At 69.5% G+C, this 21,551-nt stretch carries 25 protein-coding genes and 1 tRNA gene; 9 read left to right on the top strand and 17 right to left on the bottom strand.

All coding sequences use genetic code 11. The features are described from left to right. The first annotated feature begins 71 nt into the window (after positions 1-71). Positions 72-161 (top strand) — tRNA-Ser (locus H2041_RS05420). 87 nt (positions 162-248) lie between these two features. Here H2041_RS05420 and H2041_RS05415 read toward each other — a convergent pair. The 9 genes from H2041_RS05415 to H2041_RS05375 all read right to left on the bottom strand — a co-directional run bounded on the left by H2041_RS05415 (position 249) and on the right by H2041_RS05375 (position 5,580). Beyond that, positions 249-671, bottom strand: a complete 423-nt coding sequence (locus H2041_RS05415) for a hypothetical protein (protein WP_293410308.1) — start codon at positions 669-671, stop codon at positions 249-251. Beyond that, positions 668-1,783 (bottom strand): hypothetical protein, encoded by a 1,116-nt coding sequence (locus H2041_RS05410; RefSeq protein ID WP_293410306.1) that lies wholly within the window; start codon positions 1,781-1,783, stop codon positions 668-670. The genes H2041_RS05415 and H2041_RS05410 overlap by 4 nt, the downstream gene beginning before the upstream one ends. 256 nt (positions 1,784-2,039) lie before the next feature. After that, a complete protein-coding gene (locus tag H2041_RS05405) occupies positions 2,040-2,438 on the bottom strand; it encodes a hypothetical protein (RefSeq protein ID WP_293410304.1) in 399 nt (132 codons plus the stop codon). Positions 2,439-2,511: 73 nt separating this feature from the next. Then, positions 2,512-2,865 (bottom strand): hypothetical protein, encoded by a 354-nt coding sequence (locus H2041_RS05400; RefSeq protein WP_293410301.1) that lies wholly within the window; start codon positions 2,863-2,865, stop codon positions 2,512-2,514. A 645-nt stretch (positions 2,866-3,510) separates the two neighbouring features. Then, entirely contained in the window at positions 3,511-3,900 is a 390-nt protein-coding gene (locus tag H2041_RS05395) for a VOC family protein (RefSeq protein ID WP_293410299.1), read from the bottom strand. 65 nt (positions 3,901-3,965) lie between these two features. Next, the gene (locus tag H2041_RS05390) at positions 3,966-4,607 is read right to left on the bottom strand and encodes an SMI1/KNR4 family protein (RefSeq protein WP_293410297.1); all 642 of its coding nucleotides are present in this window, start codon (positions 4,605-4,607) and stop codon (positions 3,966-3,968) included. Further along, positions 4,604-4,771 carry a hypothetical protein gene (locus H2041_RS05385; RefSeq protein ID WP_293410294.1) on the bottom strand — a complete coding sequence of 56 codons (168 nt, stop codon included), beginning with the start codon at positions 4,769-4,771 and terminating at the stop codon, positions 4,604-4,606. Before H2041_RS05385 ends, H2041_RS05390 begins: the two co-directional genes overlap by 4 nt. A gap of 60 nt (positions 4,772-4,831) precedes the next feature. After that, a complete protein-coding gene (locus tag H2041_RS05380; protein ID WP_293410292.1) occupies positions 4,832-5,185 on the bottom strand; it encodes a TfoX/Sxy family protein in 354 nt (117 codons plus the stop codon). A gap of 11 nt (positions 5,186-5,196) precedes the next feature. Next, a complete protein-coding gene (locus H2041_RS05375; RefSeq protein ID WP_293410289.1) occupies positions 5,197-5,580 on the bottom strand; it encodes a DUF805 domain-containing protein in 384 nt (127 codons plus the stop codon). 172 nt (positions 5,581-5,752) lie between these two features. Between H2041_RS05375 and H2041_RS05370 the strand changes: the two genes are divergently transcribed. Continuing rightward, a complete protein-coding gene (locus H2041_RS05370; RefSeq protein WP_293410286.1) occupies positions 5,753-6,682 on the top strand; it encodes a hypothetical protein in 930 nt (309 codons plus the stop codon). Between the two features lie 4 nt (positions 6,683-6,686). Here the strand turns inward: H2041_RS05370 and H2041_RS05365 are convergent, their stop codons facing one another. Next, positions 6,687-7,715 (bottom strand): FUSC family protein, encoded by a 1,029-nt coding sequence (locus tag H2041_RS05365; protein ID WP_293410285.1) that lies wholly within the window; start codon positions 7,713-7,715, stop codon positions 6,687-6,689. Positions 7,716-7,765: 50 nt separating this feature from the next. Then, positions 7,766-9,793: an ATP-binding protein gene (locus tag H2041_RS05360; protein WP_293410282.1), complete on the bottom strand. Its 2,028-nt coding sequence runs from the start codon at positions 9,791-9,793 to the stop codon at positions 7,766-7,768. 364 nt (positions 9,794-10,157) lie between these two features. Here H2041_RS05360 and H2041_RS05355 point away from each other — a divergent pair, with 364 nt between their 5' ends. Then, the gene (locus H2041_RS05355; protein WP_293410278.1) at positions 10,158-10,694 is read left to right on the top strand and encodes a response regulator transcription factor; all 537 of its coding nucleotides are present in this window, start codon (positions 10,158-10,160) and stop codon (positions 10,692-10,694) included. 14 nt (positions 10,695-10,708) lie between these two features. Here H2041_RS05355 and H2041_RS05350 read toward each other — a convergent pair whose 3' ends face one another. After that, on the bottom strand, positions 10,709-11,560 hold the full coding sequence (locus tag H2041_RS05350) for an MBL fold metallo-hydrolase (protein ID WP_293410276.1): 852 nt from the start codon (positions 11,558-11,560) through the stop codon (positions 10,709-10,711). 67 nt (positions 11,561-11,627) lie between these two features. Here H2041_RS05350 and H2041_RS05345 point away from each other — a divergent pair, with 67 nt between their 5' ends. Genes H2041_RS05345 through H2041_RS05335 form a run of 3 tightly spaced genes read left to right on the top strand, consistent with a single transcriptional unit; the run spans position 11,628 to position 13,338 of the window. Continuing rightward, a complete protein-coding gene (locus H2041_RS05345) occupies positions 11,628-11,963 on the top strand; it encodes a metalloregulator ArsR/SmtB family transcription factor (RefSeq protein ID WP_293410274.1) in 336 nt (111 codons plus the stop codon). Next, positions 11,954-12,733, top strand: coding sequence for a sulfite exporter TauE/SafE family protein (locus tag H2041_RS05340; RefSeq protein ID WP_293410271.1), 780 nt, complete (start codon positions 11,954-11,956; stop codon positions 12,731-12,733). Before H2041_RS05345 ends, H2041_RS05340 begins: the two co-directional genes overlap by 10 nt. Further along, the gene (locus H2041_RS05335; RefSeq protein WP_293410269.1) at positions 12,730-13,338 is read left to right on the top strand and encodes a cyclopropane-fatty-acyl-phospholipid synthase family protein; all 609 of its coding nucleotides are present in this window, start codon (positions 12,730-12,732) and stop codon (positions 13,336-13,338) included. The genes H2041_RS05340 and H2041_RS05335 overlap by 4 nt, the downstream gene beginning before the upstream one ends. On the opposite strand, the gene H2041_RS05330 is transcribed toward H2041_RS05335, so the two are convergent. From H2041_RS05330 to H2041_RS05315, 4 genes are read right to left on the bottom strand one after another with little or no spacing between them, the layout of a single operon-like run. Next, on the bottom strand, positions 13,335-13,685 hold the full coding sequence (locus H2041_RS05330; protein WP_293410266.1) for a helix-turn-helix transcriptional regulator: 351 nt from the start codon (positions 13,683-13,685) through the stop codon (positions 13,335-13,337). The two genes, H2041_RS05335 and H2041_RS05330, sit on opposite strands and share 4 nt — an antisense overlap. Before the next feature lie 4 nt (positions 13,686-13,689). Next, the gene (locus tag H2041_RS05325) at positions 13,690-16,932 is read right to left on the bottom strand and encodes an efflux RND transporter permease subunit (protein ID WP_293410264.1); all 3,243 of its coding nucleotides are present in this window, start codon (positions 16,930-16,932) and stop codon (positions 13,690-13,692) included. Next, entirely contained in the window at positions 16,932-17,957 is a 1,026-nt protein-coding gene (locus H2041_RS05320; RefSeq protein ID WP_293410262.1) for an efflux RND transporter periplasmic adaptor subunit, read from the bottom strand. Before H2041_RS05320 ends, H2041_RS05325 begins: the two co-directional genes overlap by 1 nt. 15 nt (positions 17,958-17,972) lie before the next feature. Beyond that, positions 17,973-18,326, bottom strand: a complete 354-nt coding sequence (locus H2041_RS05315; RefSeq protein ID WP_293410259.1) for a rhodanese-like domain-containing protein — start codon at positions 18,324-18,326, stop codon at positions 17,973-17,975. Between the two features lie 165 nt (positions 18,327-18,491). Here H2041_RS05315 and H2041_RS05310 point away from each other — a divergent pair, with 165 nt between their 5' ends. From H2041_RS05310 to H2041_RS05300, 3 genes are read left to right on the top strand one after another with little or no spacing between them, the layout of a single operon-like run. After that, the gene (locus H2041_RS05310; protein ID WP_293410257.1) at positions 18,492-19,769 is read left to right on the top strand and encodes an FAD-dependent oxidoreductase; all 1,278 of its coding nucleotides are present in this window, start codon (positions 18,492-18,494) and stop codon (positions 19,767-19,769) included. Further along, on the top strand, positions 19,766-20,215 hold the full coding sequence (gene trxC / locus H2041_RS05305; protein WP_293410707.1) for a thioredoxin TrxC: 450 nt from the start codon (positions 19,766-19,768) through the stop codon (positions 20,213-20,215). The genes H2041_RS05310 and trxC overlap by 4 nt, the downstream gene beginning before the upstream one ends. A gap of 22 nt (positions 20,216-20,237) precedes the next feature. Next, on the top strand, positions 20,238-20,441 hold the full coding sequence (locus H2041_RS05300) for a DUF2892 domain-containing protein (RefSeq protein ID WP_293410255.1): 204 nt from the start codon (positions 20,238-20,240) through the stop codon (positions 20,439-20,441). Here the strand turns inward: H2041_RS05300 and H2041_RS05295 are convergent. Beyond that, entirely contained in the window at positions 20,401-21,513 is a 1,113-nt protein-coding gene (locus H2041_RS05295) for a nitronate monooxygenase family protein (protein WP_293410252.1), read from the bottom strand. The two genes, H2041_RS05300 and H2041_RS05295, sit on opposite strands and share 41 nt — an antisense overlap. Positions 21,514-21,551 lie beyond the last annotated feature (38 nt).

Below are 21,551 nucleotides of genomic sequence, written 5' to 3'. Positions count from 1 at the left end.
GCTTGCCCCCGCCCCCCGCCTCGCTATATAGACGCCCTTCCGCCGCGGGGGCCTGGCCCTTTGCGACGTGAGGTGAGGTGGCCGAGTGGTTGAAGGCGCACGCCTGGAACGCGTGTATAGGTGAAAGCCTATCGAGGGTTCGAATCCCTCTCTCACCGCCAGCCCTATCGGATAGGCTACTGGCGCCGGTATGGCGGCCACCCCCGTTCTCTCGCCCTGGCCCTACCGTCAGCACGAACCGGTCGGGTTCAATCGGCGACAGGCCCATCAGCGGGCGGGGAATCGGCGGATATTCCCCCCTTTTCGAACCATTTCACATTGCGGAAGCGGGGTTCGGCCTGAATGACTTCCTGCAGGTCGAGTAGAAACTGACGAAAGAGCTTTCGGTCCGGCCAGAGGAAGAAGGTCATATTCTGAGTGATGAGGTAGTTTTCCTCGGAATCGATGACGCTGACCTGGGCCCAGAGGCGCTTCTGTCCGCGCCAGATGTCGAGCTCCCATCCGTGTTCTTGCGCATCGATCGGTTCGGAAACACGATAGCCCTTCTGCTCGAGGCCGGCTTTCAGCGCCTCGGCGATGTTCCGCCCCGGCCAGACGACGAAGTCGGTGTCATCCTCGACAGAGTCATCCGGGAAGCCGGAGCAGAACTGAATCTCAGGTCGCAGTCTCATGGATCGATGCCTTCATCTTCGGGCGAATACATCAGATTTCCGGCCGTAGCGCCGAGCCCCCCGACCCGCGCCTTCAAGGGCGCCGGGCTGCCATGCCAGAGACGGCCGAGAGGCCCGTACTTTTTCCAGCCCAACGCCTTCCCGCTCCACCCCTTCTCGCCTCGAAATATCGGCCCTCCGTGATACGACGGATCGACTTGAAAGTGTAGCTTATAGAAATCACCGCGGCTGATCTCGGCGGGCCTAAGAACGTTGAAAACGCTCTCGCTAAATGCCGCCGGCAGTTTGAGTTTCCTGGGAAAGAAGTGGTGCCCCATTCCATTAAGATAGGGTTCTGCAAAGCGTGCAGCCTGGCGAGGTTTCAATCCCATGGCGAGGTAGTGCTCGACGTTACCGACATTGGAGACACGGCTCACGCCCTTCACCGTCTTCGCCAGAGGGCCTCCGATTGCGAGCGATCCCACGTCGAACATCAACTCCCCTTGGTTTTGCCCGATATCGAACTGCCGCTGCAGTTCGCCTTCGAAGGTGGGGGCCGTCGGCGTTGCACGAGGATCGACGTCGGCCCGCAATTGCCGTGCAAAGGACGTCACGTCATCCACCACCTTCTGAGGGTGCATAGCGCCATCGATCATGTAGCGAGCCACTGAGACGCCTGCCTGCTCGACCGCGTCGCGCGCCGACTGTCCTGGCGGGCTCAAATAGGGATCTAGCGGGTTCGCGTATCGTGTGAGGAAGATCGCACCGTCCGCCAGTCCTTGGACGGCGTGTAGTCCACCCCGAACGACGCCGGCCACGTTGCCCGCCGTGCGGGTCGCGTCGGTGGCGACGGACCGCAACTGCGGATTCTGTTCGATACCACTCTTTACAGCGGTGACTTGTCGCTTGATTTCTCGTTGGACGTTTGTCGCCGCTTCAGTGGCCCGACTTTGAGTATGCCGCAGAAGCTGCTCGCCTTGGCGCAAAAGCTCCTCGGGGGATCGGCTTGCGACGGACTGAGCAACGCCCATCGCAGTGCGCCGAGCTTCTTGGGCGGCAGCCGTTATGTCTAGGGCCGCACGTTTCGCCTTCCGGCGTTGCCGGTTCAAAAACTGCTCTAAGCTTTCGCCCATGGCTCATCATCGGCCGAAAACGGCCGCTCCTTCAGCAATGCGTACTTGGTGAGGGAATGCGAACTCACGCCCCAACTAGGGCCAGCGTCACTATGGCGCCTGATACGTCTAACGTCGAGAACAAAACACGAACAAATGACTGGAAGCTTCGGGCTAAGAAGGGGGCGCTCCTCTCCAGGCAGAGTAGTCCGGGGGCTGCTCGATCCCCGTTCGGTCTTCGCGGAACCGCCCAAGAGCCGCCTCGGCGGCGCCGAGGTTAACTCTGCGAAACTGAGCCGGCCGTTGGGGTCGGGAGCATCAGGCTAGAGGCTGACGAGAAGGCGTACTCCGCCAGCCGCATCTGCCGCCCGTCACCATCGATTCCCGCAAGTCTGAGGCTGCGCCAGATGGTCGTCAGGCAGTGGAGACTCGTCAGCCAGTCGTCTTCCGGGATGTGGATCCCCGCCTCCAGCCCCCCGCCAGGGAGGTCGCCCGCGCGGTCGCAGATGTAGCCGATCTCGGGCGCCCGGCGCCGCCACAGCGGCTGGCGCTCCAGCGGCGATATCCACAGGCGGATCCGGCGGCCGGCCAGCGGCTCGGGAGAGACCAGGCGGCCCTCCACGTTCAACATCCGGGAATAGATCAGGCCGCCCTGGAAGCGGTGCGGCTTTGGCATTCCCGGAGGGCTGGGCAGCAGGCTAAGCCCTCCGTCGACCGAAAGCAGCTCAACGACGAATTCCTGCCGCGCGCTAGCCAGCATCGGTTCGGTCCGAAAAGGCGGAGGGCATCTCCCTCTGGAAGAAATAGGCCTTCACCTCGGCGCTGTCGGATGTCTCGTTCCGGGTATGCACCTGCAGGAATCGCCAATGCGACGTCAGCGAAAGGGCCGTCGTGGCGATCGCGGCTTCCGGCAGCATCAAGACCGCCTGGATCTCATCCTCAGCGCCCGCGGGGGATATCCTTATCTCCCCCAGGGCTTGTTGACCCTTTCGGCCAAAGCGGACCTTCGGGCCGAAGGGAGTTAGGCGCGCCTTGAAGGTCTTGCCGCACGCGGCTTCCGGCGCGCAGACGCGCCCGGCCAGCGCAAAATCGCGGTCTCGCATTGGTTCCGACACGCCCGAGAGGCCCCGGGCTGGCGGCGCGCCTACGCGCAGGTTCCAGTCCCACGAAGTGACTGCGATGACCACCTGCCCGCCAAAGAGGCCCGGATGGGGAGAGACGCCATGCATCGGCGAGAGAGACCGAAATTGTTCTGAAGAGATTCACACCATCGCAGACGTGGCGTTTGTTCGCAATTTGTTCTTCCGCTTCGTCCGCACCTAAGCTATGAGGCGGACATGCTGGTCGACTGATCGCAATTCCCCGTGGGCCTCGACATCGACTACACGAGTCCGGAGGAGGTCGAGGGGCTCGAGGCCCTTGGGGCTCGGGCCTGGGCCTTCGTGGATCGGGATGCGCACGCGCCGATCTCGGAGGTCGTGCTCGCGTTCGGCGTGGCGCCGATCCTGGGCCTCTTCCTCGTGCGCTTCGACCGCCCGAGAAAGCCTGAGGATACGGAGCGGTGGGCCGTCGTCGGCGATCTCCCGCCCATGCATTTCGAAACCGACGACACGCCGACGCCCGCCCTCGCGTTGCAGCTCTATTGCGCGATTGCGCAGGACTGGGCTGACAACGTCCTGGCGGGGCGCGATCTCTCCGAGAGCTATCCCATTGAGGTCGCCCCGACCGCGGAGCACGCGAACATGCCCCTACGGCCGGTGCAGGGCGCAGAGCTTGTTGCCGTCGGGGTCGCGGACATAGGCGAGGTGGAGGGCGCCCAGGCCGCCCTGGCGCAGGCCGGGCGGGTCCTCGATGGAGACGCCGCCATGGGCCACGGCCACGTCGTGGAATTCCTTCACCTGCTCGGGCGAGGCGCACTTGAAGCCGATGGTGGCGCCGTTGGCGCAGGTGGCCGGCTCATCATTGATCGGCTCGCTGACGCAGAAGGTGGAGCCGTCGTGGCGGTAGAAGAGCCGCATGTGGCCGGTGGGCGCTTCGTTGCGGATCGGCTCGCCCGCCCCCAGCACGCCCAGCACGGCGTCGTAGAAGCGCTTGGACCGTTCGATGTCGTTCGATCCGACCATGATGTGGTTGAACATGCCTTCCCTCCCGGCGACAGCCGCGCTTTGCGGCGCACCAGTCATCGCGCCGCCCGGCGAAGGCTTCAAGCGTCGTCGGACGTTGGGCCGCTGTCGGCCCGCCCATCTGGCGTGAGGATCTTGAGCCGAACGGGACCATAGGCGCTGGATGCGGGCCAGCCCGGCTCCTCATCGTCCGGCGGGTCGGCTGCGAGGGGGGTGAACGGCGGCTCGTAGGGCAGCAGGTCCTCGGGAAAGGCGGTCGGGCGGATTTCCCCCGTGATGACGCCCGCGATGAAGGTCGTGAGGTCGCAGTCGAACGTCTCGCAGGCGTCGAGGATCAGGCCCCGGTCCCACACCACCACCCGCCAATCCGCCGGCTCGCCCTCCGTCAGCCAAAAGATGTAGTCGCCATTGTCGGTGCGGCCCACGGGCAAGAGCCCGCCCGGGTTTGGCCAGACCGGATAGGGGAGAGAATCGTCGTTCGCGAAGATCTTGCAGACGACGGAGATCTCGGCCTCCAACCGCACATAGCGGTTTCGGCCTTGGGGCAGATAGAAAAAGAAGAAGTCGAGGAAGGAGCCCAGGCCATAGAGGCGCACCAGGCTCTTGTAGTCCTCCGGAAGCTTGCTCCTGAGCTGAAGCTCGAGAGGCCCCCAAGAGCCCATGAAGGGCGCGATGGGGATGGCGGGCGGCGGGGCGACCTTCCGGAGGGCTTCGATGCTCACTTCGGCTTTGTCCTCGGCGCCTGTATGACGACGCCGGCGGGGGCTTCCCGCGTTCCCGTCGCCGTCATCACCACGTGAGCGGGAGGCGACGCCTCGCCATCGTAGAGCGGCGTCACATCGTATTCGATGACTTCGCCCCGCGCGTGGGGGAGGATCTGCAGCATCAGCGCCCTCGGTTGACCGCGTCAGTCGTGGACAAATAGAGAACGCAAGCCTGCGAATGGTCAAGCCAGATCAGGCCTCTTCGCCGGCAGCCCTCGCACAAAGGCGAGCGCGGCGTCCAGCAGGCGCGCGCGCAGGGCGTCGTCGGACCAGGCGTCTTCGGCGGCGATGATCCAGCCGGGCAGGGGACGGCCGGCGCGCAGGGGCTCGATCTGCGGATGGGCGAGCGCCCAGGCGTCCTGACCCTTGCCCAGGCGGGCCATCAAGCCGCGGTCGCTGGCGCCGCAGAGCAGGTGGCCGTCCAGCATCCAGGCGAGGCCGCCGAACATGGGCTTTTCGGACAGGCCCGAGGCGCCGCCCAGCGCCTCGTCCAGATGCTCGCGCACCAGGGCTTCGAGACCGGCATCGCGGGCCATGGCGCGGCGCTTCAGGCGGCCGGCGGAGGCTCAGGCGGCATGGGCGCGGGACCTGGCGGATCAAAGCGCTCGCCCGCAGGATGGCTGGGCTGGACGTAAAAGAAGAGGAGAAGGAGCGTGCCGAAGAACGGGATCAGGCCCGCCAGCACCCACCATCCGGTGCGGTTGATGTCGTGCAGCCGCCGCACGCCCATGGCCAGGTGCGGGAGGAAGATGACCAGGACGAGAAGCGTGCTGAAGGGCTCCATCCGCCCATTCGCGAGGCCGCCATCGAGGATGGTGGCGGCGAGGAAGGCGAGGACCACCGCCAGCACCCACCACCAGAAGGTCGCCCGGTCGGTGCGGCCGTCGAACCTGGCGTAGTTGGCGAACCCGTACTTGACCGCTTCGATCATGGCGCAAACCCGTTCTCTGCTTTCGGGCGGAGGCTAGGGCGGCGCGACGGCGCGGGCAATGTGGGGCGATCCCGGAGGCGCGGCGTCAGGCCGTGGTCGGGCGGGGAAGACGCCGTTAACCAAACCGGTGCGACTCTGGTTCGACACCAGGGCTGAGAGTTGGGCCGACCCCATGACCGCCGCCGCGATGACTGCTCCCACCGTCCATCCCGCCATCGACGACTTCATCGTCGACGGCGCCCACGTCTTCGACGAACGGGTCGATCCGAAGGCCGCCGCCGACCTGCTGGCGGAGATCCGCGCCGACCGCGACTTCGACCACCGGCTGTTCCTGACCGAGGCGGAGTTCGACGCCCACCCGCAGTACACCGGGGTCAATCCGCGGCCCGGGCGCAACCTGCTGGAGCGGTTCGAGGATCGGCTCGGCTTCGTGGAGAGGGCGCCGCACATCGTCGAGGCGGTCAGCGCGCTCCTGGGCGACGACTACGAGATCCTGAACAAGAAGATCGTCTGCGGCGTGCCCCAGGCCTCGGTGCCGGCGTGGCTTCGCCAGCGGATCCTGGGCAATCCGGTGAACAATCTCGGCGCCTATGTGCGGCCCGAGTACCGCGACGTGACCTATTTCTACGGCATCGACTTCCACCAGGACCTGATCGACTACAAGGATCGTCCGGCGGACTTCCTGACCCTCTATGTCTATCTGCACCCGGTCACACGCCTGGACGCCCCGCTGTTCCTCCTGAAGGGCAGCCACCGGTTCGGCGGCACCATCTTCCCGCACGAACTGGAGCGCGCCGGGCCCGAGGCCTGGACCTATCGCGACGGCCGCGGCGGCGAGGCGAAGGTCGACCAGCTCGTCCTGACCGGGCCGGCGGGCTATGCGGCCATGTGGCATGCCTGCACCCTGCACGGCACCCAGCCCGACGCCGCCGATCACGAGCGGATCTCCCTGCGCTACCTCCTGGCCCGGGGATCGCGACCGGACGGTATGGAGGCGGTGAACGCCACCCTCGCCGGACCCCTCTCGCTCGCCGAAACGCGCAAGGACCTGTCCGCCGAGGGCGCGGCCATCCTGAAGACCAACACGGTCAACCAGGCCTGAGGCCTCAGCCGCGGGTCCAGATCGGCTGAAGGTCGTCGAGGCTCCGGCGGACCTCGCCCAGGCCGAAGACCAGGGCCTCGATGGCGGCGGCCTCGCCAGGTGTGTGTTCGGCCGTCTTGCGGGCCGTCTCCTGGGCGCTGTCGACCGCCGCCACCAGCCGCCGGGCCGGCTCGCGAACCGTCTCGCCCGAGCCGTGCGCCTCGATCGCCGACAGATAGGCGCAGGCCGCGGTCCGGGCGTCGTCGACGGACCGGCCGAGCTCCGACTGGGTCGTCATGCCGCGCGACGGCTCGTGCTCCAGGGCCCGCTGGATGAGCACCAGCGCGTGCCACAGGCGCTCCACCCCCTCGACGGCCTCCGTCAGCGACGGCCGTTTCCGCTTGCCCAGGCGGACGCTGGCGGCGGCCTGCCGCGCCTCGCGCAGCTGGACGAGGAAGCGGTCGCGGATGGCGGCGCGATCCTGGCTCTCCTGGCCCAATGCGGCCTGCAGGCTTTCGCCCAGCAGATCGCGGCAGGTGGCCAGGGCCTCGCGCAGGCTTCTGTTGGCGCGGGCGCGCGCGCTGTCGGGCCAGACGGCGACCGCCGCCGCGGCGCCCAGAACCGCCCCCAGCATGATGGCGACGGCCCGCTCGGCCGCGCCGCCCACCACCTGCGGGTCGGCCTCCAGCGCGATCACCGAGGCGGCGACGACGCCGTAGCTCATGTTCGGCCGGAAGTGGGAGACGGCGTTGACGCCGAGGGCGGCCAGGACCAGCCGCAGGGCGGTCAGATCGTGTCCGCCGAAGAGGATGACGGTGGCCAGGCCGACCACCGTGCCCACCACAGTGCCGGCGATGCGGCCGAGGGCGGCGGTGAAGGTGCCGTCCAGGCTGGGCTGGACGACGAAGAGGGCCGAGATCACCGCCCAGGAGGTGTGCGGCAGTTCCAGCCGCTGCATGACGAACCAGGTGGCCGCCGCCGCCGCCGCCGACTGCACGGCCAGGCGTGCGGAGTCCCGCCACGGACCGCTGAAGCCCGGTACTTTTCGCGCCATGGGCTGGGAACGCGGTCATGCGGTCGCCGGTTCGGCGCGGCCTGCGCCCTTCAGCGCTTCGTGAGGCGCCGGGCCAGGGTCTGGAGCAGTTCCTCGGCCGCGATCGGCTTGGAGACGAACTCGTCCATGCCGGCCTTGCGGCAGATCTCCTGTTCCTCGGGCGAGGCGTTCGCCGTCACCGCGACGATCGGCACGCTGGCGGCGCGGCCTTCCAGCTGGCGGATCCGGCGGGTGGCTTCCAGCCCGTCCATGCGCGGCATGTTCACGTCCATCAGGACGAGGTCGAAGCGGCCGCTCCTGACCGCCTCCACCGCCGCCTCGCCGTCCTCGGCGAATTCGAAGCGCACGCCCGCCTCCTCGAGGATGATGGAGGCCACCAGCCGGTTCAGCGGATGGTCTTCGGCGACCAGCACCAGGGGATCGTCGGCTGTCGGGAGGCTGGCGGCGGCCGGCGCGGCGGGCGCGGTCGCCGCGGTCGCGGTCCGTCCCGCCCGGGGGAAGGGGATCTCGACCACGATGCAGGCCCCGCCGCCCTCGGCGCTCTGCGCCCAGATGCGGCCGCCCATCAGGCTGACGATCTCGCGGCAGATCGCCAGGCCCAGCCCCGTGCCGCCGTGCTTGCGGGTGCGTTCGGAGTCGGCCTGCACGAAGGGTTCGAACAGGCGCTCGCGATCCTGGGGTTCGATGCCCGGCCCGCTGTCGGAGACCTCGAAACGCAGCACCTCGCTGCGCGGCAGGGGACGCGCCGACAGCCGGACCTCGCCGCGGTCGGTGAACTTGATGGCGTTGTTGACCAGATTGGAGAGCACCTGCCGCAGTCGCTTGGCGTCGCCCACCACCTGGTCGGGGAGACGCGCGCCGGAAACCTTGAGCGCGATTCCCTTGGCCTCGGCGGCGAACCGCCAGACCTCGGCCACGTCGTCGAGAACCTCGCGCGGCGAGAAGGTCGAGGGCTCGATCCTCAGGGCGCCCGACTCCACCCGGGCCAGGTCGAGCACTTCGTTGAGAATGGAAAGCAGTCCCCGGCCGGAGGAGCGGATGATCTCGACCAGTTCCTGGTCGGCGTCGGCCAGGTCTCGCCGCGACAGGGCGTCGGCCACCGCCAGTATGCCGTTCAGCGGCGTGCGCAGCTCGTGGCTCATGGTGGCGACGAAGCGCGACTTGGCGTGATTGGCGGCCTCGGCCTGCACGCGGGCCTGGGCGTTCTCCTGGGCCAGTTCCTGAAGCGCACGCTTCTGGGCCTCGAGGCTGGCGCTCAGCCGTTCCAGCTCGGCGATCTTCCCCCGCAGCTCCGCATTGGCGGCGCGCAGCGCCTCGTCCTTCTGAAGCCTCGCGCTGATGTCGCGGCAGACACCGATGAACTTGCGTTCGCCGGCGATGAAGGCCTCGCCGACGGACAGTTCGATGGGGACGGTGCGTCCGCTCTTGTGCAGCAGAGGCAGGACCCGCGGGGCGACGTTGAGGATGCCCGACCGTCCGGTGTCCATGTAGCTTTCGATCCGGCCCTGGTGGGCGCTGCGATAGGGTTCGTCCATCAGCTGGACGACGGGGCGCCCGACCAGCTCTTCGGCGTCCCAGCCGGTCAGGAGCGCCGCTGCGGCGTTCGCGTCCTCGATCATCCCGCTGGTGTCGATGACGACCACCGCGTCGGCCGCGCACGTCAGGATGGCCGACAGCCGGTCTTCCAGCGCCTTCATCCGCGCCATGACCGCCGTGCGGGCGGTGACGTCCTCCACGGTCAGGACGAGCCCGGCCAGGGCGTCGGCCCGGCGGCGGGAGAGGAAACCCAGCTTCAGGGCGCGGCGTGCGTCGCCTTCGCCGAACTCCATCCGCAGGCCGCCGGCCCGCCCCGCCAGGGCGTCCTCGATCAGGGGCGCGGCGACCTCGTAGTCGCTGGGGCTCAACAGGCGCCGGAGCGGCAGGCCGGCGGCGCAGGGGGCGGGGCCCGCCCCCTCTTTCGGAAGGACGCAGGCGCCGGAGACGAACTCCAGGCGCTCGTCGAATTCCAGAACCATGAAGGCGAAGGGCGACCTCAGGAAGTCGCTGACCAGCACATCTTCCAGACCGTGGCGTCTCAAGATTTCCGCCGAAGGCGAAGGCGCCGCCGCAGTCGCCATCCCAACTCCCCCACAAAGTGACCTGTCTCAAACTTCAGGGGTTCGGACGCAGGTAGAAACTCCCCCTCATGGCCAGGACGGCGGATCAGCGGCTGTCGCGAAGGCCGGGAAAGGGCCGGGTGGCGGCTAATCGACCCTGGCCGCTCGGCTAGGTGACGGTCCAGATCAATGCCCTTACTAGGGACATGGATTTACATTGAACGCCGATATTGGCGAACCACGGGTCGGGCGGGTGGCTGAACTTAAAATAGCGGTGTCGAGTGACCAGCCACTCTGCCGAGAAGCCCTTGCCGAGCTGATCCGCCGCGAATTCGAAGTCGTCCCCGTGCTCGCGACCACTGCCGATGAGCTGCCGCGCGACGGGCGGCCCTATGATCTGCTCGTGGTGGACCTGCCCCATGGCGCGGCGCCCCAGTCGGTGCTGACCCAGTCCTTGTCCACGCCCGCCGCCCGCCGGCTGGTGACGACGCCCGCGCCCGACACGGTGGTCGCCCGCATGGCCTTCGCGCTCGGGTTCAAGGCCTTGCTGCCGAAGACCTCCCAACCGGAGCTGATGGCCGCAGCCCTGCGCCTGGTTCTGGCGGGCGGGGAGTACTTCCCCTGTTTCGACGAGGCGGAGCCGGGCGAACTCGGCGCCCGCGGGCCCCTGGAACGGCTGTCCAAGCGGCAGCGCGAGGTGCTCGAACAGATGCAGCGCGGCCGCACCAACAAGGAGATCGCCAAGCTCCTCGGCATCTCGGTGGCGACGGTGAAGCTGCACGTCCAGGCCATCCTCAGCGCCGCAGGGGCGCGCAACCGCACCGAAGCCGTCAGCCTGCTCCTGCACGATGGCGAACGTCAGACGGCGACAGGCGAGGAATAGGCGGCCGCCCGCCCTTACGAGACGGGCAGTTTAAGGAACACGCGTCCATCCTCCGCCGGGGGCAGCCGGCCGCCCCGGATGTTCACCTGAAGCGAAGGCAGCAGCAGGTTGGGGGCGGGCAGGGTGGCGTCGCGCGCCTGCCGCCGCCGCACGAACTCGGCCTCGCCGATCCCGTCGCGGACATGGACGTTGCCCGCCCGCTCCTCGGCGACGGTGGTCTCCCAGGCATAGGTCGTCCGATCGCCGCTCAGATAGTCGTGGCCGACGAAGATCTTCGTCTCCGGCGGCAGGTCGAGGATCCGGCGGATCGAACGGTAGAGGGTGGCGGCGTCCCCGCCGGGAAAGTCGGTCCGGGCGGTGCCGTAGTCGGGCATGAAGAGGGTGTCGCCCACATAGGCCGCGCCATCGATGAGATAGGTGACGCAGGCCGGCGTGTGCCCGGGCGTGTGGAGGACGATGATCTCGCTCTCGCCCAGCGGCAGACGGTCTCCGTCGGCGGCCAGCCGGTCGAAGGCCGAACCGTCCGGAACGACGTCGGCGGCGGCGAAGACCTTGGCGAAGTGGCTCTGGACCCGCGTGATCTGGTCGCCGATCACCACGGCGGCGCCTGTGGCGCGGCGGATATGGTCGGCCGCCGACAGGTGGTCGGCATGGGCATGGGTCTCGAGGACGTAGACGATCTTCAGGCCCCGTTCGGCGGCGAAGGCGAGGATGGCGTCGGCCGAGGCGGCGGCCAGCTTGCCTGAGCGGGCGTCGAAATCGAGCGCCGGGTCGATCACCGCCGCCTGACCGGTCGCCTCGTCCCAGACCAGATAGGTCACCGTCGAGGTCGGTTCGTGGAAGAAGGCGTGCTGCTGGACGGACATGGGAGGCTCCTTTCGGCCCCAATATATGCAAACTTGCTAAATTAGCAATCGTACATATAATTTCCTCATGCACGACGCACCGCCGCTGGAGGACCTGGCCCGTCGCGCCGCCGGCGCGGCCGATCTGCTGCGCCTGCTCGCCAACGAGCGCCGGCTGCAGATCCTCTGCGTCCTGCGGAGCGGGGAACGTTCGGTGGGCGAGCTGGCCGCCGCTGTGGGGCTTTCGCCCTCGGCCCTGTCGCAGCACCTGGCGCGGCTGCGGGCCGATCACCTGGTGGCGCCCCGCCGCAGGGCCCAGACCATCTTCTACCGGATCGCCGACCCCGACGTGATGCGGCTTCTGGAGACCCTGGCCGAGGTCATGGACCGGCGCGGGTCCGGACGGAGCGAGCCATGGCTCTAGACCCCGCGGTCGCGATCCTGGCGGTGTTGAGCGGCGCTGTCGTGGGCCTGCTGCTGGCGGTCTTCGGCGGCGGCGGGTCGGTGCTCGCCACGCCGGCCCTGCTCTATGTGGTGGGTCTCGGCGACACCCATCTGGCCATCGGCACCTCGGCGGCGGCGGTCGCCGTCAACGCCGCCATCAACCTGGCCGGCCATGCGCGGGGCGGGCGCGTAAAGTGGCCCTGCGCCAGCGTCTTCGCCGCCGCGGGCCTGGCCGGGACGCTGGCCGGTTCCAGCCTCGCCAAGCAGGTGGACGGCCAGGCCCTGCTCGCCTTTTTCGCCCTGGCCATGGCGGCGATCGCCGTCTCGATGATGCGCCGGCCGCGCGACGCCGGCGATCCCCACGTCCATATCAGCTGGCGTCTGACCCTGCGCCTGGCCCCGATCAGCCTGATCACCGGCTTCGCCGCAGGGTTCTTCGGCATCGGCGGCGGCTTTCTCATCGTGCCCGGCCTGATGGCCGCCACAGGCATGACTCTGGCCAATGCGGCGGCCTCTTCGCTGCTGTCGGTGGCCCTGTTCGGCGCGGCGACCTCGGCCAATTATGCGATCTCCGGCCTCGTCGTCTGGCCGGTGGCCGGGCTGTTCGTCCTGGGCGGCGCGGCGGGCGGCGCCGTCGGCCTGAAGCTCGCCGGCCTCTTGGCGCAACGCCAGTTGATGGCGCGGCGACTGTTCGCCAGCCTTGTCCTGGTCGTGGCCGCCTACGTGGCGTGGAAGGGATTGACGGGATGACGAGCGGTTTCTGGGACGAACGCTATCAGGGCGAGGCCTACCTGTTCGGCGAGGCGCCGAACGCCTTTCTCGCCCGGCAGTCCGACCGCCTGCGCCCGGGCATGACCGCCCTGGCCGTGGCGGACGGCGAAGGCCGCAACGGCGTCTGGCTGGCCGAGCAGGGCCTGGACGTTCTTTCGATCGACGCCTCCCGCGTGGCCCAGGACAAGGCGCGGCGCCTGGCGGCGCGCAGGGGAGTCGAACTCGCCTTCGAGATCGCCGACCTCTCCGCCTGGAGCTGGCCCGCCGATCGCTTCGACCTGGTGGCCGCCATCTTCATCCAGTTCGCCGATCCGCCGCTGCGGGCGCGGCTGTTCGACAACATGAAGACCGCGCTCAAGCCCGGCGGCCTGCTCCTGCTGGAAGGCTACCGTCCCGAACAGATCGCCTATGGCACGGGCGGCCCGAGGGCGGAGGAGAACCTGTACACCGAGGCGCTGCTGGCCGAGGCCTTCTCCGACTTCGAGATCCTGAGCCTCCAGGCCTATGAGGCGACGATCGAGGAGGGCGCCGGCCACAGCGGTCCGTCGGCGCTCATCGACCTGGTCGCCCGGCGCCCGCTCTAGCCTCTGGTCTTGCCGCGATAGATGTCGCAGAGCGTGTCGATGACCCGCGCCGCCGCCGGATCGGTCAGGCGGTAATAGATGGTCTGGCCGTCGCGCCGCGTCCCCACCACGCCCTCGGCGCGCAGCTTGGCCAGGTGCTGGGAGGCGGCGGACTGGGCCAGGCCCACATGTTCGGCGAGCTGACCCACCGAGCATTCGCCTTCGCCCAGCTTGCACAGGATGATCAGCCGCTGCTCGCTGGCCATCAGCTTCATCAGGCGCGCGGCGGCTGCGGCGCTGGCCTCCAGTTCCGCCAGTTCGGCGGGCTTGGGCAACTGTTCGGCCACGGCGGCGGGGGCTTTGCTCATGGCGTTAATCTAGGCTCCCTCCGTGGCCGGACAAGGCGGCTTGCGCGCTGGCCGGGCGGCCGTCGTCGCGCAGGACCACGTAGATGGCCGGGATGACCAGCACGGTCAGCAGGGTGGAGGAGGCCAGGCCGAAGAGCAGCGAGATGGCCAGACCCTGGAAGATGGGGTCGAACAGGATCACCGCCGCCCCGATCATGGCCGCCAGGGCGGTCAGGACGATCGGCTTGAAGCGGATGGCGCCGGCCTCCAGCAGCACGTCGCGGAGCGGCCGGCCCTCCCCCTGCGAGTGGCGAATGAAGTCCACCAGCAGGATGGAGTTGCGGACGATGATGCCCGCCAGGGCGATGAAGCCGATCATCGAGGTGGCCGTGAACGGCGCGCCGAACAGGATGTGGCCGATGACGATCCCCACCAGGGTGAGCGGGATGGGCGTCAGGATGACCAGCGGCAGGCGGAAGCTTTTGAACTGGGCGACCACCAGCACATAGATGCCCAGGATCGCCACGGCGAAGGCCGCGCCCATATCGCGGAAGGTCACCCAGGTGATTTCCCACTCGCCGTCCCACAGCAGGGTGGGCGTGCTCTCGTCCAGAGGCTGGCCGTTCAGCCGGACCTCGGGCTTGGGCAGGTCGCCCCAGTCGTGCGCCTCGATGGCGTCGCCCACCGCCAGCATGCCGTAGATCGGCGCCTCGTACTCGCCGGCCAGTTCGGCGGTGACCATCTCGGCGTCGCGGCCGTCCCGGCGATAGATCAGGTGCGAGCCGGCTTCCTCGGTGGCGTCGACCACCTCGCCCAGCTCGACCAGGCGTCGCCCGTGCGGCCCGTCGGCGAGGGCCACGGGGGTCGTCGCCAGCCGCTGGCTCCAGGTGCGGTCGGATTGCGGCAGTCGGATGGAGATCTCCAGCGGCGTGCGGCCTTCGCCCCGATGCGCATAGCCGACGGTGGAGCCGCCCAGGACGGCGCCAATGGAGTCCAGCACCTGACCTTCGGGGACGCCCAGGTATTCCATCTGCTCGCGCACCGGGGTGAGGCGCAGGCGCGGCCGCGGCTGGCCGGCGCTGTCGTCCACGTCGACGATGTAGGGGACCTGATGGAAGATCTCCTTCACCTCCGCGGCCACGGCGCGACGGGTCCCGGCGTCCGGGCCGTAGATCTCGGCCAGCAGGGTGGCCATGACCGGCGGACCCGGCGGAGCCTCGACCACCTTGATCGAACCGCCGGGCGGCAGGGGCAGGCGGGCCAGCCGCTTACGCAGGTCGAGCGCCACAGCGTGACTCGCACGATCGCGCTCGGACTTGTGCGACAGGGTGACCGCCAGGTCCCCCATCTCCGGCCGCTCGCGCAGGAAGTAGTGGCGCACCAGGCCGTTGAAGTTGAACGGCGAGGCCGTGCCGGCATAGGCCTCGATGGCCGTCACCTCGGGCAGGGTGCGGGTGATGGCGGCCGCCGCATCCAGCGTCCGTTCGGTGGCTTCCAGGCTTGTCCCTTCGGGCAGGTCGACGACCACCTGCAGCTCCGACTTGTTGTCGAAGGGCAGCAGCTTCACCGTCACCGTCTTGGTGGCGAACATGGCCATGGACAGAAGGGTCGCGACGCCCACGGCGATCAGGAAGATCCAGGCGCTGCGGCGGCTGGCGATCACGCGGCCGGCGATCCTGCGATAGACCGCCCCGATCCGGCCCTCGCCCTCGGCGTGCCCATGGCCGGCGGCGAGCGTCTGGCGGGCGAAGCGGATCATCAGCCACGGCGCGATCACCACGGCGACGAAGAAGGAGAAGACCATGGCCGCCGAGGCGTTGACCGGGATCGGCGCCATGTAGGGGCCCATCAGGCCCGAGACGAACAGCATGGGCAGCAGGGCGGCCACGACGGTCAGCGTCGCCACCACCGTCGGATTGCCCACCTCGGCGACGGCCTCGACCGTGGCCTGGGTGCGGCTGCGGCCGTCCTTCATCGCCCAGTGGCGGGCGATGTTCTCGATCATGACGATGGCGTCGTCGACCAGGATGCCGATGGAGAAGATCAGAGCGAACAGGCTGACCCGGTTGATGGTGTAGCCCATCAGATTGGAGGCGAAGAGGGTCAGGAGGATGGTGGTCGGGATGACCACGGCGGTGACGCCGGCCTCGCGCCAGCCGATGGCGAAGCCGATCAGGATGACGATGGAGACGGTCGCCAGCCCCAGGTGGAAGAGCAGTTCGTTGGCCTTCTCGTTGGCCGTCTCGCCATAGTCGCGGCTGACCGACACCTGCAGACCCTCCGGAATCAGAGAGCCCTTCAGCGTCTCGACGCGCTCATGGATGTGCTCGGCGACGACGACGGCGTTGGCGCCCTTGCGCTTGGCGATGGCCAGGCTGACCGCGGGCGCCTGGCGCCAGCCATCCTCGCTCTCCGCATAGCGCCAGACGCGCGCCTGGTCCTCCCGCGGCGCCTGGACCACATTGGCCACATCGCGAAGATAGACCGGCTCGCCGTCCACCGAGGCGACGGTCAGCAGGCCGACGGCCTGGGCCGAGCGCAGGGTCTCGCCCGCCGCCACCTGCACCGCCTGGCCCTCCTCGCGGATCACGCCGGCGGGAAAGCTGCGGTTGGCCTGGCGGACGGTGTCGATGACCGAGCTCAGCGGCACGCCGCGCAGGGCGAGCCGTTCCGGGTCGGGCTCGATGCGGATCTCGTCGGGGCGCCCGCCGACGATGAAGGTCAGGCCGACATCCTCGACCTTGGCCACCTCGTTCTGCAGCTTGAGCGCGATGTCGTAGAGGGCCTGGTCGGTCCAGCGGTCGGCCGCTCCGGGCTCCGGGCTCAGCGTCAGCACGACGGCGGGCACGTCGTTGATGCCGCGCGTGACGATCATCGGTTCAGGGATGCCGACGGGAATCCGGTCGTAGTTGGCGCGGACCTTCTCGTGCACGCGCACGGCCGCGTCGTCGGGATCCTCGCCGACCTCGAAGCGGGCGGTGACCAGGACCTGGTCGTCCTCCACCTGGGTGTAGACGTGGTCGACCGCGTCGATGCTCTGGACGATGGTCTCCAGCGGCTTGGCCACCAGCTCGGCGGCGTCGGGCGCGCGCAGGCCCGGGGCCGCGACCATGATGTCGACCATGGGCACGCTGATCTGCGGCTCCTCCTCGCGCGGGATCGACATCAGGGCCAGCAGGCCCATGGCGATCGCCGCCAGAAGGAAGAGGGGCGTCAGGGGCGAATGGAGGGTCGCCTGGGTCAGGCGGCCGGACAGGCCGAGCTTCATCAGGAGGCTCCGGCGCTCAGGACCACGTCGCCGGGTCGCGCGCCCGACAGGATCTCGACCATGCCCTCGACCGGGGCCGGGGCGGTCTGGACGGCCACGTCGCTGACGCGGTCCTCGGGACCGACCACGCGCACGAAGTCTATCCCGAACCGGGTCGCGACATAGCGCTCGGGCAGAACCAGGGCCTGGCGTTCGCCCAGCGGCGCCTGCACCCGCACCCGCTGGCCGACGCGGTCGGCGGTCAGGCCCGCAACCGTGATGTCGGCCACCACCCGGCCGGCGTTCACCGCCGGATAGAGCTGGCTGATCACGCCTTCGCCGGCCAGGCCGGGCAGGTCGCCGGTTTCGATCGACACCTTCTGGCCGACCCGCAGGGCGCGGCCCTGGGCCTCGGGAATCTCCAGCCGCAGCACGGGCTCGCCCGCCGTGATGGTGGCGACCGACTGGCCCGGCGAGACGACCGAGCCCGCAGGCACGTCGGCGGCGAGCACGCGCCCGGACGTGGGAGCGAAGATGGCGCCCTGGGATCCGAGTTCGGCGCTGGCGGCCCGCTGGGCCTGGGCGGCCTGGGCCTGGCCGCGGGCGGCCTTGGCGGCGGCCTCGGCCTGGTCGAGCCGCGCCTTGGCGTAGAAGCCCTTCTCGTAGAGGGTGCGGACCCGCGCCAGATCAGCCTCGGCGCGCGCCGCCTCGGCCGCCGCCGCGGCGGCCTGGGCCCCGTAGGCGGCGGTCTCCAGGCTCAGCCGCTCGTCGGCCACGCGGCCAATCAGCTGCCCCTTCCGCACCAGGTCGCCCTCCCGGACGGCCAGTTCCACCAGGGTGCCGCCGATGCGCGCCCGGGCCTCGGCCATGTCGCGGGTGGTCACCGTGGCGGCCGCCGGCTTCAGGTCGGCCACGGCCTGCGGGCGCAGGGTCAGGCGCTCGCCCTTGGCGGCGGCCGCCTCGGGTGTCGGCGTGGCCTCGCGCTCGGCGCAGCCGGCGCCGGCCAGGGCCAGGGCGAAAAGGCTTGCGGTGAGGAGGGTGCGCATCGAGGACCTCGGATTTCAGCGGACGTCGCGCACGGCGCCGGTCGCCGGATCGATCCGGATGACCGGCAGCCCGGCGGCGCGCCAGGCGCCGATGCCGCCGGCCAGGTGTCCGGCCAGGGCGACGCCGGCCTGGCGGCAGCGGTCCAGCGCCATGGCCGAGCGCTTGCCCGAGCCGCACTGCAGGACGAGGGCCCGGCTTCCGCCGACGGGCAGGGCCTCGGGATCGAAGGTGGAGAGCGGGAAGTTCAGCGCGCCGTGAATCCGTTCGGCGCCGTATTCGGCCGGCTCGCGCACGTCGATCAGGACGATCTCGCGGGCGGCGAGGCTGTCGCGGACCTGGGCGGGGGTGAGGTCGGTGGCGGCGGTCATGGGCGGCTCCTGGAACTGCATCTTGCGACGCTATTGGAATATGCGTAACTGCGCATATAATAAAACACGTGACCTGTTCAAGCAGGCGCGACCCTGGAGGCGGGCGGTCCGCACCGCTTTGACCCGGGTCAATGTCGGAGGCCGGGAAGGGATCAGGATCAGATCATGACGAAGCCCATCATCGCCGTATTGGGAGCTGGCCTTGGCGGGGCCATCGCCGCTTTCGAAATCAAGGAAGCTGTGCGCTCGCGCGCCGAAGTGACCGTCGTCTCCCAGGGCGACGTCTTCCACTTCGTGCCCTCCAACCCCTGGGTCGCCGTAGGCTGGCGAAAGCGCGAGGCCATCGAGGTCGAGCTGCCGCCGGTCATGGCCCGCAAGAAGATCGGCTTCACCGGCGTCGGCGCCCGCCGGGTCCACCCGGCGGAGAACCGCATCGAGCTGAACGACGGCGAAAGCCTCTTCTACGACTATCTCGTCATCGCCACCGGACCGGAGCTGGCCTTCGACGAGATCGAGGGCCTGGGGCCGGAGGCGAACACGCACTCCATCTGCCATGTGGCCCACGCCGAAAAGGCCGGCGAAGCCTTCGAGGCCTTCGTGCGCAACCCGGGACCGATCGTGGTGGGCGCGGTGCAGGGCGCCTCCTGCTACGGGCCGGCCTACGAGTTCGCCATGATCCTCGACACCGAGCTGCGCCGCCGGAAGGTGCGCGACCGGACCCCCATGACCTTTGTCACCGCAGAGCCCTATGTGGGCCATCTCGGCCTCGACGGGGTCGGCGACACCAAGGGGCTGCTGGAGAGCGAGATGCGCCAGCGGCATATCAAGTTCATCACCAGCGCCCGCGTCGCCAAGGTCGCGCCAGGGCAGATGACCGTCGAGGAGGTCGCCGAGGACGGCTCGGTGAAGGCCACGCACGAACTGCCCTTCGCCTATTCGATGATGCTGCCGGCCTTCCGCGGCGTGCCGGCGGTCATGGGGATCGAGGGCCTGACCAATCCCCGCGGCTTCATCCTGGCCGACAAGCACCAGCGCAATCCGACCTTCCCGAACGTCTTCTCGCTCGGGGTCTGCGTGGCCATCCCGCCGGTGGGCAAGACGCCCGTCCCGGTCGGCGTGCCCAAGACCGGCTTCATGATCGAGAGCATGGTCACCGCCATCGCGGAGAACCTGAAAGAGGTTCTGGACGGCCGCGAGCCGACGCACGAGGCGACCTGGAACGCCATCTGCCTGGCGGACTTCGGCGACGGCGGCGTGGCCTTCATCGCCCAGCCGCAGATCCCGCCCCGGAACATCAACTGGTCGGCCGAGGGCGGCTGGGTCCACCTGGCGAAGATCGGGTTCGAGAAATACTTCATCGGCAAGGTGAAACGCGGCGAGAGCGCGCCCTTTTACGAGAAGTGGGCCCTCGACCTGATGGGGGCCAGGAAGCTGAAGGCCTGATCCCCATGGTCCAGATCGTCTGTCCGAACTGCGCCGCCGCCAACCGCGTCCCCGAGGCCAAGGACCCCGCCCAGGCCAGGTGCGGCCGGTGCGGCGAGAAACTCTTCCAGGGCGCGCCGGTGGAGGTGGACGCCGGACGCTTCCAGGTTCATCGCCGGTCCAACCAGGGCCTGCCGGTGCTGGTGGACGTCTGGGCGCCCTGGTGCGGGCCCTGTCGGGCCATGGCGCCGCAGTTTGCCGCCGCCGCCCAGCGGATGGAGCCCAAGGTCCGCTTCCTGAAGCTCAACGCCGACGAGGCCCCCGAGGCCAGCGCGGCCCTGGGCGTGTCCTCCATCCCCGCGCTCATCCTGCTCCAGGACGGGCGCGAGGTGGCCCGCAAGGCCGGCGCCATGAGCGCCGACCAGATCGCCGCCTGGGTGAACCAGGCGCTCATGCAGGGGGCCTGAGGCCTCCAAGGAGCATCGCAAAATGACCCTCGACCGCGCCGTCTTCGTGTTCGCCGGCCTCGTCGTCCTGACGGGCCTGGCGCTCGCCCACTATGTCAGCCCCTGGTGGATGCTGCTCAGCGCCTTCGCCGGCCTCAACATGATCCAGGCCGCCTTCACCGGCTTTTGCCCGGCGGCCATGGTCTTCAAGCGCCTGGGCGTGAAGCCGGGTCCGGCCTTCCGCTAAGGCCCGCCAGCCGCGCCAGGCCGTCCGCCGCCAGTCGGCGGGTCAGGGACCCGGCGTCGGTTTCGACGGCCAGGGCCGCGGCCTGGCCGGCCCAGAGGTTGGTGAAGTCCGGCCCGAGCCGCGCCGCGCGCAAGGGGCCGAGCGCGCCCGCCGCCGTAGGGAAGGGCGGCGCGTCGGACGACAGCGGCCCGACCTCGCGCATCAGCCGGTTGTAGAGGCCGCGCGCCGGGCGGCCGGTGAACAGGTTGGTGACCGCCGTGCCGTCGTCGCGCGCCTGCGCCAGAGCCCGGCGGTGGAAGTCGGGAATGGCCGCCTCGGGCGTGCGCAGATAGGCCGTGCCCACCTGCACCCCGCTGGCCCCGAGCGCGAAGGCCGCGGCCACGCCGCGTCCGTCGGCGACGCCGCCGGCGGCGATCACCGGAATCTCGACGGCCTCGGCGATCTGCGGGACCAGGGCGAAGGTCCCCGGCTGGGCGGCCATGTCCTGCGTCAGGAAGCTGCCGCGGTGGCCGCCGGCCTCGAAGCCCATGGCGATGACGGCGTCGCAGCCGTGATCGGCCAGCCAGCGCGCCTCGGCGACCGTCGTGGCCGAACTCAGCACGCGGGCGCCGGCGGCCTTGACCCGCGCAAGCAGGGCCTGCGCCGGCAGGCCGAAGTGAAAGCTCACCACCTCGGGGCGCAGGTCCTCCACCACGCGGCAGAAGTCCTCGTCGAACGGCGCACGGCTGGCGGCCGGCGCGGGCGTGTCGGCGTCGAGGCCGAGCTCGGCGTAGTAGGGCGCCAGCCGCGCCCGCCAGCGGCCTTGCGCATCGGCGTCCGGCTCGGGCGGCGTGTGGCAGAAGAAGTTGAGGTTCAGCGGCGCCCTGACGGCCTCACGGAAGCGGGCGACCTGATCGCGCGCGGTCTCCGCCGAGATCAGGGCGCAGGGCAGGGCGCCCAGCCCGCCGGCGCGTGCGACGGCGATGGCCATTTCGACCGTGGACGATCCGGCCATGGGGGCCTGGAGGATGGGAAGCTCAAGCCCCAGCAGGTCGAGGAGGCGGCGGTCAGGCCAGGCGGTGGGATCGCTCATCCGGCCTAGATGTCCCGCCGCCGCGCCGGCCACAAGCC

Source organism: Phenylobacterium sp. (genome assembly GCF_013911965.1).
Taxonomy (GTDB): domain Bacteria; phylum Pseudomonadota; class Alphaproteobacteria; order Caulobacterales; family Caulobacteraceae; genus Phenylobacterium.
This window is presented reverse-complemented; position numbering and strand designations above follow the sequence as displayed.

Coding starts and splice junctions, on each gene's coding strand:
- H2041_RS05415 (WP_293410308.1), bottom strand. CDS start 671: ATGAGACTGCGACCTGAGATTCAGTTCTGCTCCGGCTTCCCGGATGAC.
- H2041_RS05410 (WP_293410306.1), bottom strand. CDS start 1,783: ATGGGCGAAAGCTTAGAGCAGTTTTTGAACCGGCAACGCCGGAAGGCG.
- H2041_RS05405 (WP_293410304.1), bottom strand. CDS start 2,438: ATGCCAAAGCCGCACCGCTTCCAGGGCGGCCTGATCTATTCCCGGATG.
- H2041_RS05400 (WP_293410301.1), bottom strand. CDS start 2,865: ATGCGAGACCGCGATTTTGCGCTGGCCGGGCGCGTCTGCGCGCCGGAA.
- H2041_RS05395 (WP_293410299.1), bottom strand. CDS start 3,900: ATGTTCAACCACATCATGGTCGGATCGAACGACATCGAACGGTCCAAG.
- H2041_RS05385 (WP_293410294.1), bottom strand. CDS start 4,771: ATGCTGCAGATCCTCCCCCACGCGCGGGGCGAAGTCATCGAATACGAT.
- H2041_RS05380 (WP_293410292.1), bottom strand. CDS start 5,185: ATGGCCCGCGATGCCGGTCTCGAAGCCCTGGTGCGCGAGCATCTGGAC.
- H2041_RS05375 (WP_293410289.1), bottom strand. CDS start 5,580: ATGATCGAAGCGGTCAAGTACGGGTTCGCCAACTACGCCAGGTTCGAC.
- H2041_RS05370 (WP_293410286.1), top strand. CDS start 5,753: ATGACCGCCGCCGCGATGACTGCTCCCACCGTCCATCCCGCCATCGAC.
- H2041_RS05365 (WP_293410285.1), bottom strand. CDS start 7,715: ATGGCGCGAAAAGTACCGGGCTTCAGCGGTCCGTGGCGGGACTCCGCA.
- H2041_RS05350 (WP_293410276.1), bottom strand. CDS start 11,560: ATGTCCGTCCAGCAGCACGCCTTCTTCCACGAACCGACCTCGACGGTG.
- H2041_RS05345 (WP_293410274.1), top strand. CDS start 11,628: ATGCACGACGCACCGCCGCTGGAGGACCTGGCCCGTCGCGCCGCCGGC.
- H2041_RS05340 (WP_293410271.1), top strand. CDS start 11,954: ATGGCTCTAGACCCCGCGGTCGCGATCCTGGCGGTGTTGAGCGGCGCT.
- H2041_RS05335 (WP_293410269.1), top strand. CDS start 12,730: ATGACGAGCGGTTTCTGGGACGAACGCTATCAGGGCGAGGCCTACCTG.
- H2041_RS05330 (WP_293410266.1), bottom strand. CDS start 13,685: ATGAGCAAAGCCCCCGCCGCCGTGGCCGAACAGTTGCCCAAGCCCGCC.
- H2041_RS05325 (WP_293410264.1), bottom strand. CDS start 16,932: ATGAAGCTCGGCCTGTCCGGCCGCCTGACCCAGGCGACCCTCCATTCG.
- H2041_RS05320 (WP_293410262.1), bottom strand. CDS start 17,957: ATGCGCACCCTCCTCACCGCAAGCCTTTTCGCCCTGGCCCTGGCCGGC.
- H2041_RS05315 (WP_293410259.1), bottom strand. CDS start 18,326: ATGACCGCCGCCACCGACCTCACCCCCGCCCAGGTCCGCGACAGCCTC.
- H2041_RS05310 (WP_293410257.1), top strand. CDS start 18,492: ATGACGAAGCCCATCATCGCCGTATTGGGAGCTGGCCTTGGCGGGGCC.
- H2041_RS05300 (WP_293410255.1), top strand. CDS start 20,238: ATGACCCTCGACCGCGCCGTCTTCGTGTTCGCCGGCCTCGTCGTCCTG.
- H2041_RS05295 (WP_293410252.1), bottom strand. CDS start 21,513: ATGAGCGATCCCACCGCCTGGCCTGACCGCCGCCTCCTCGACCTGCTG.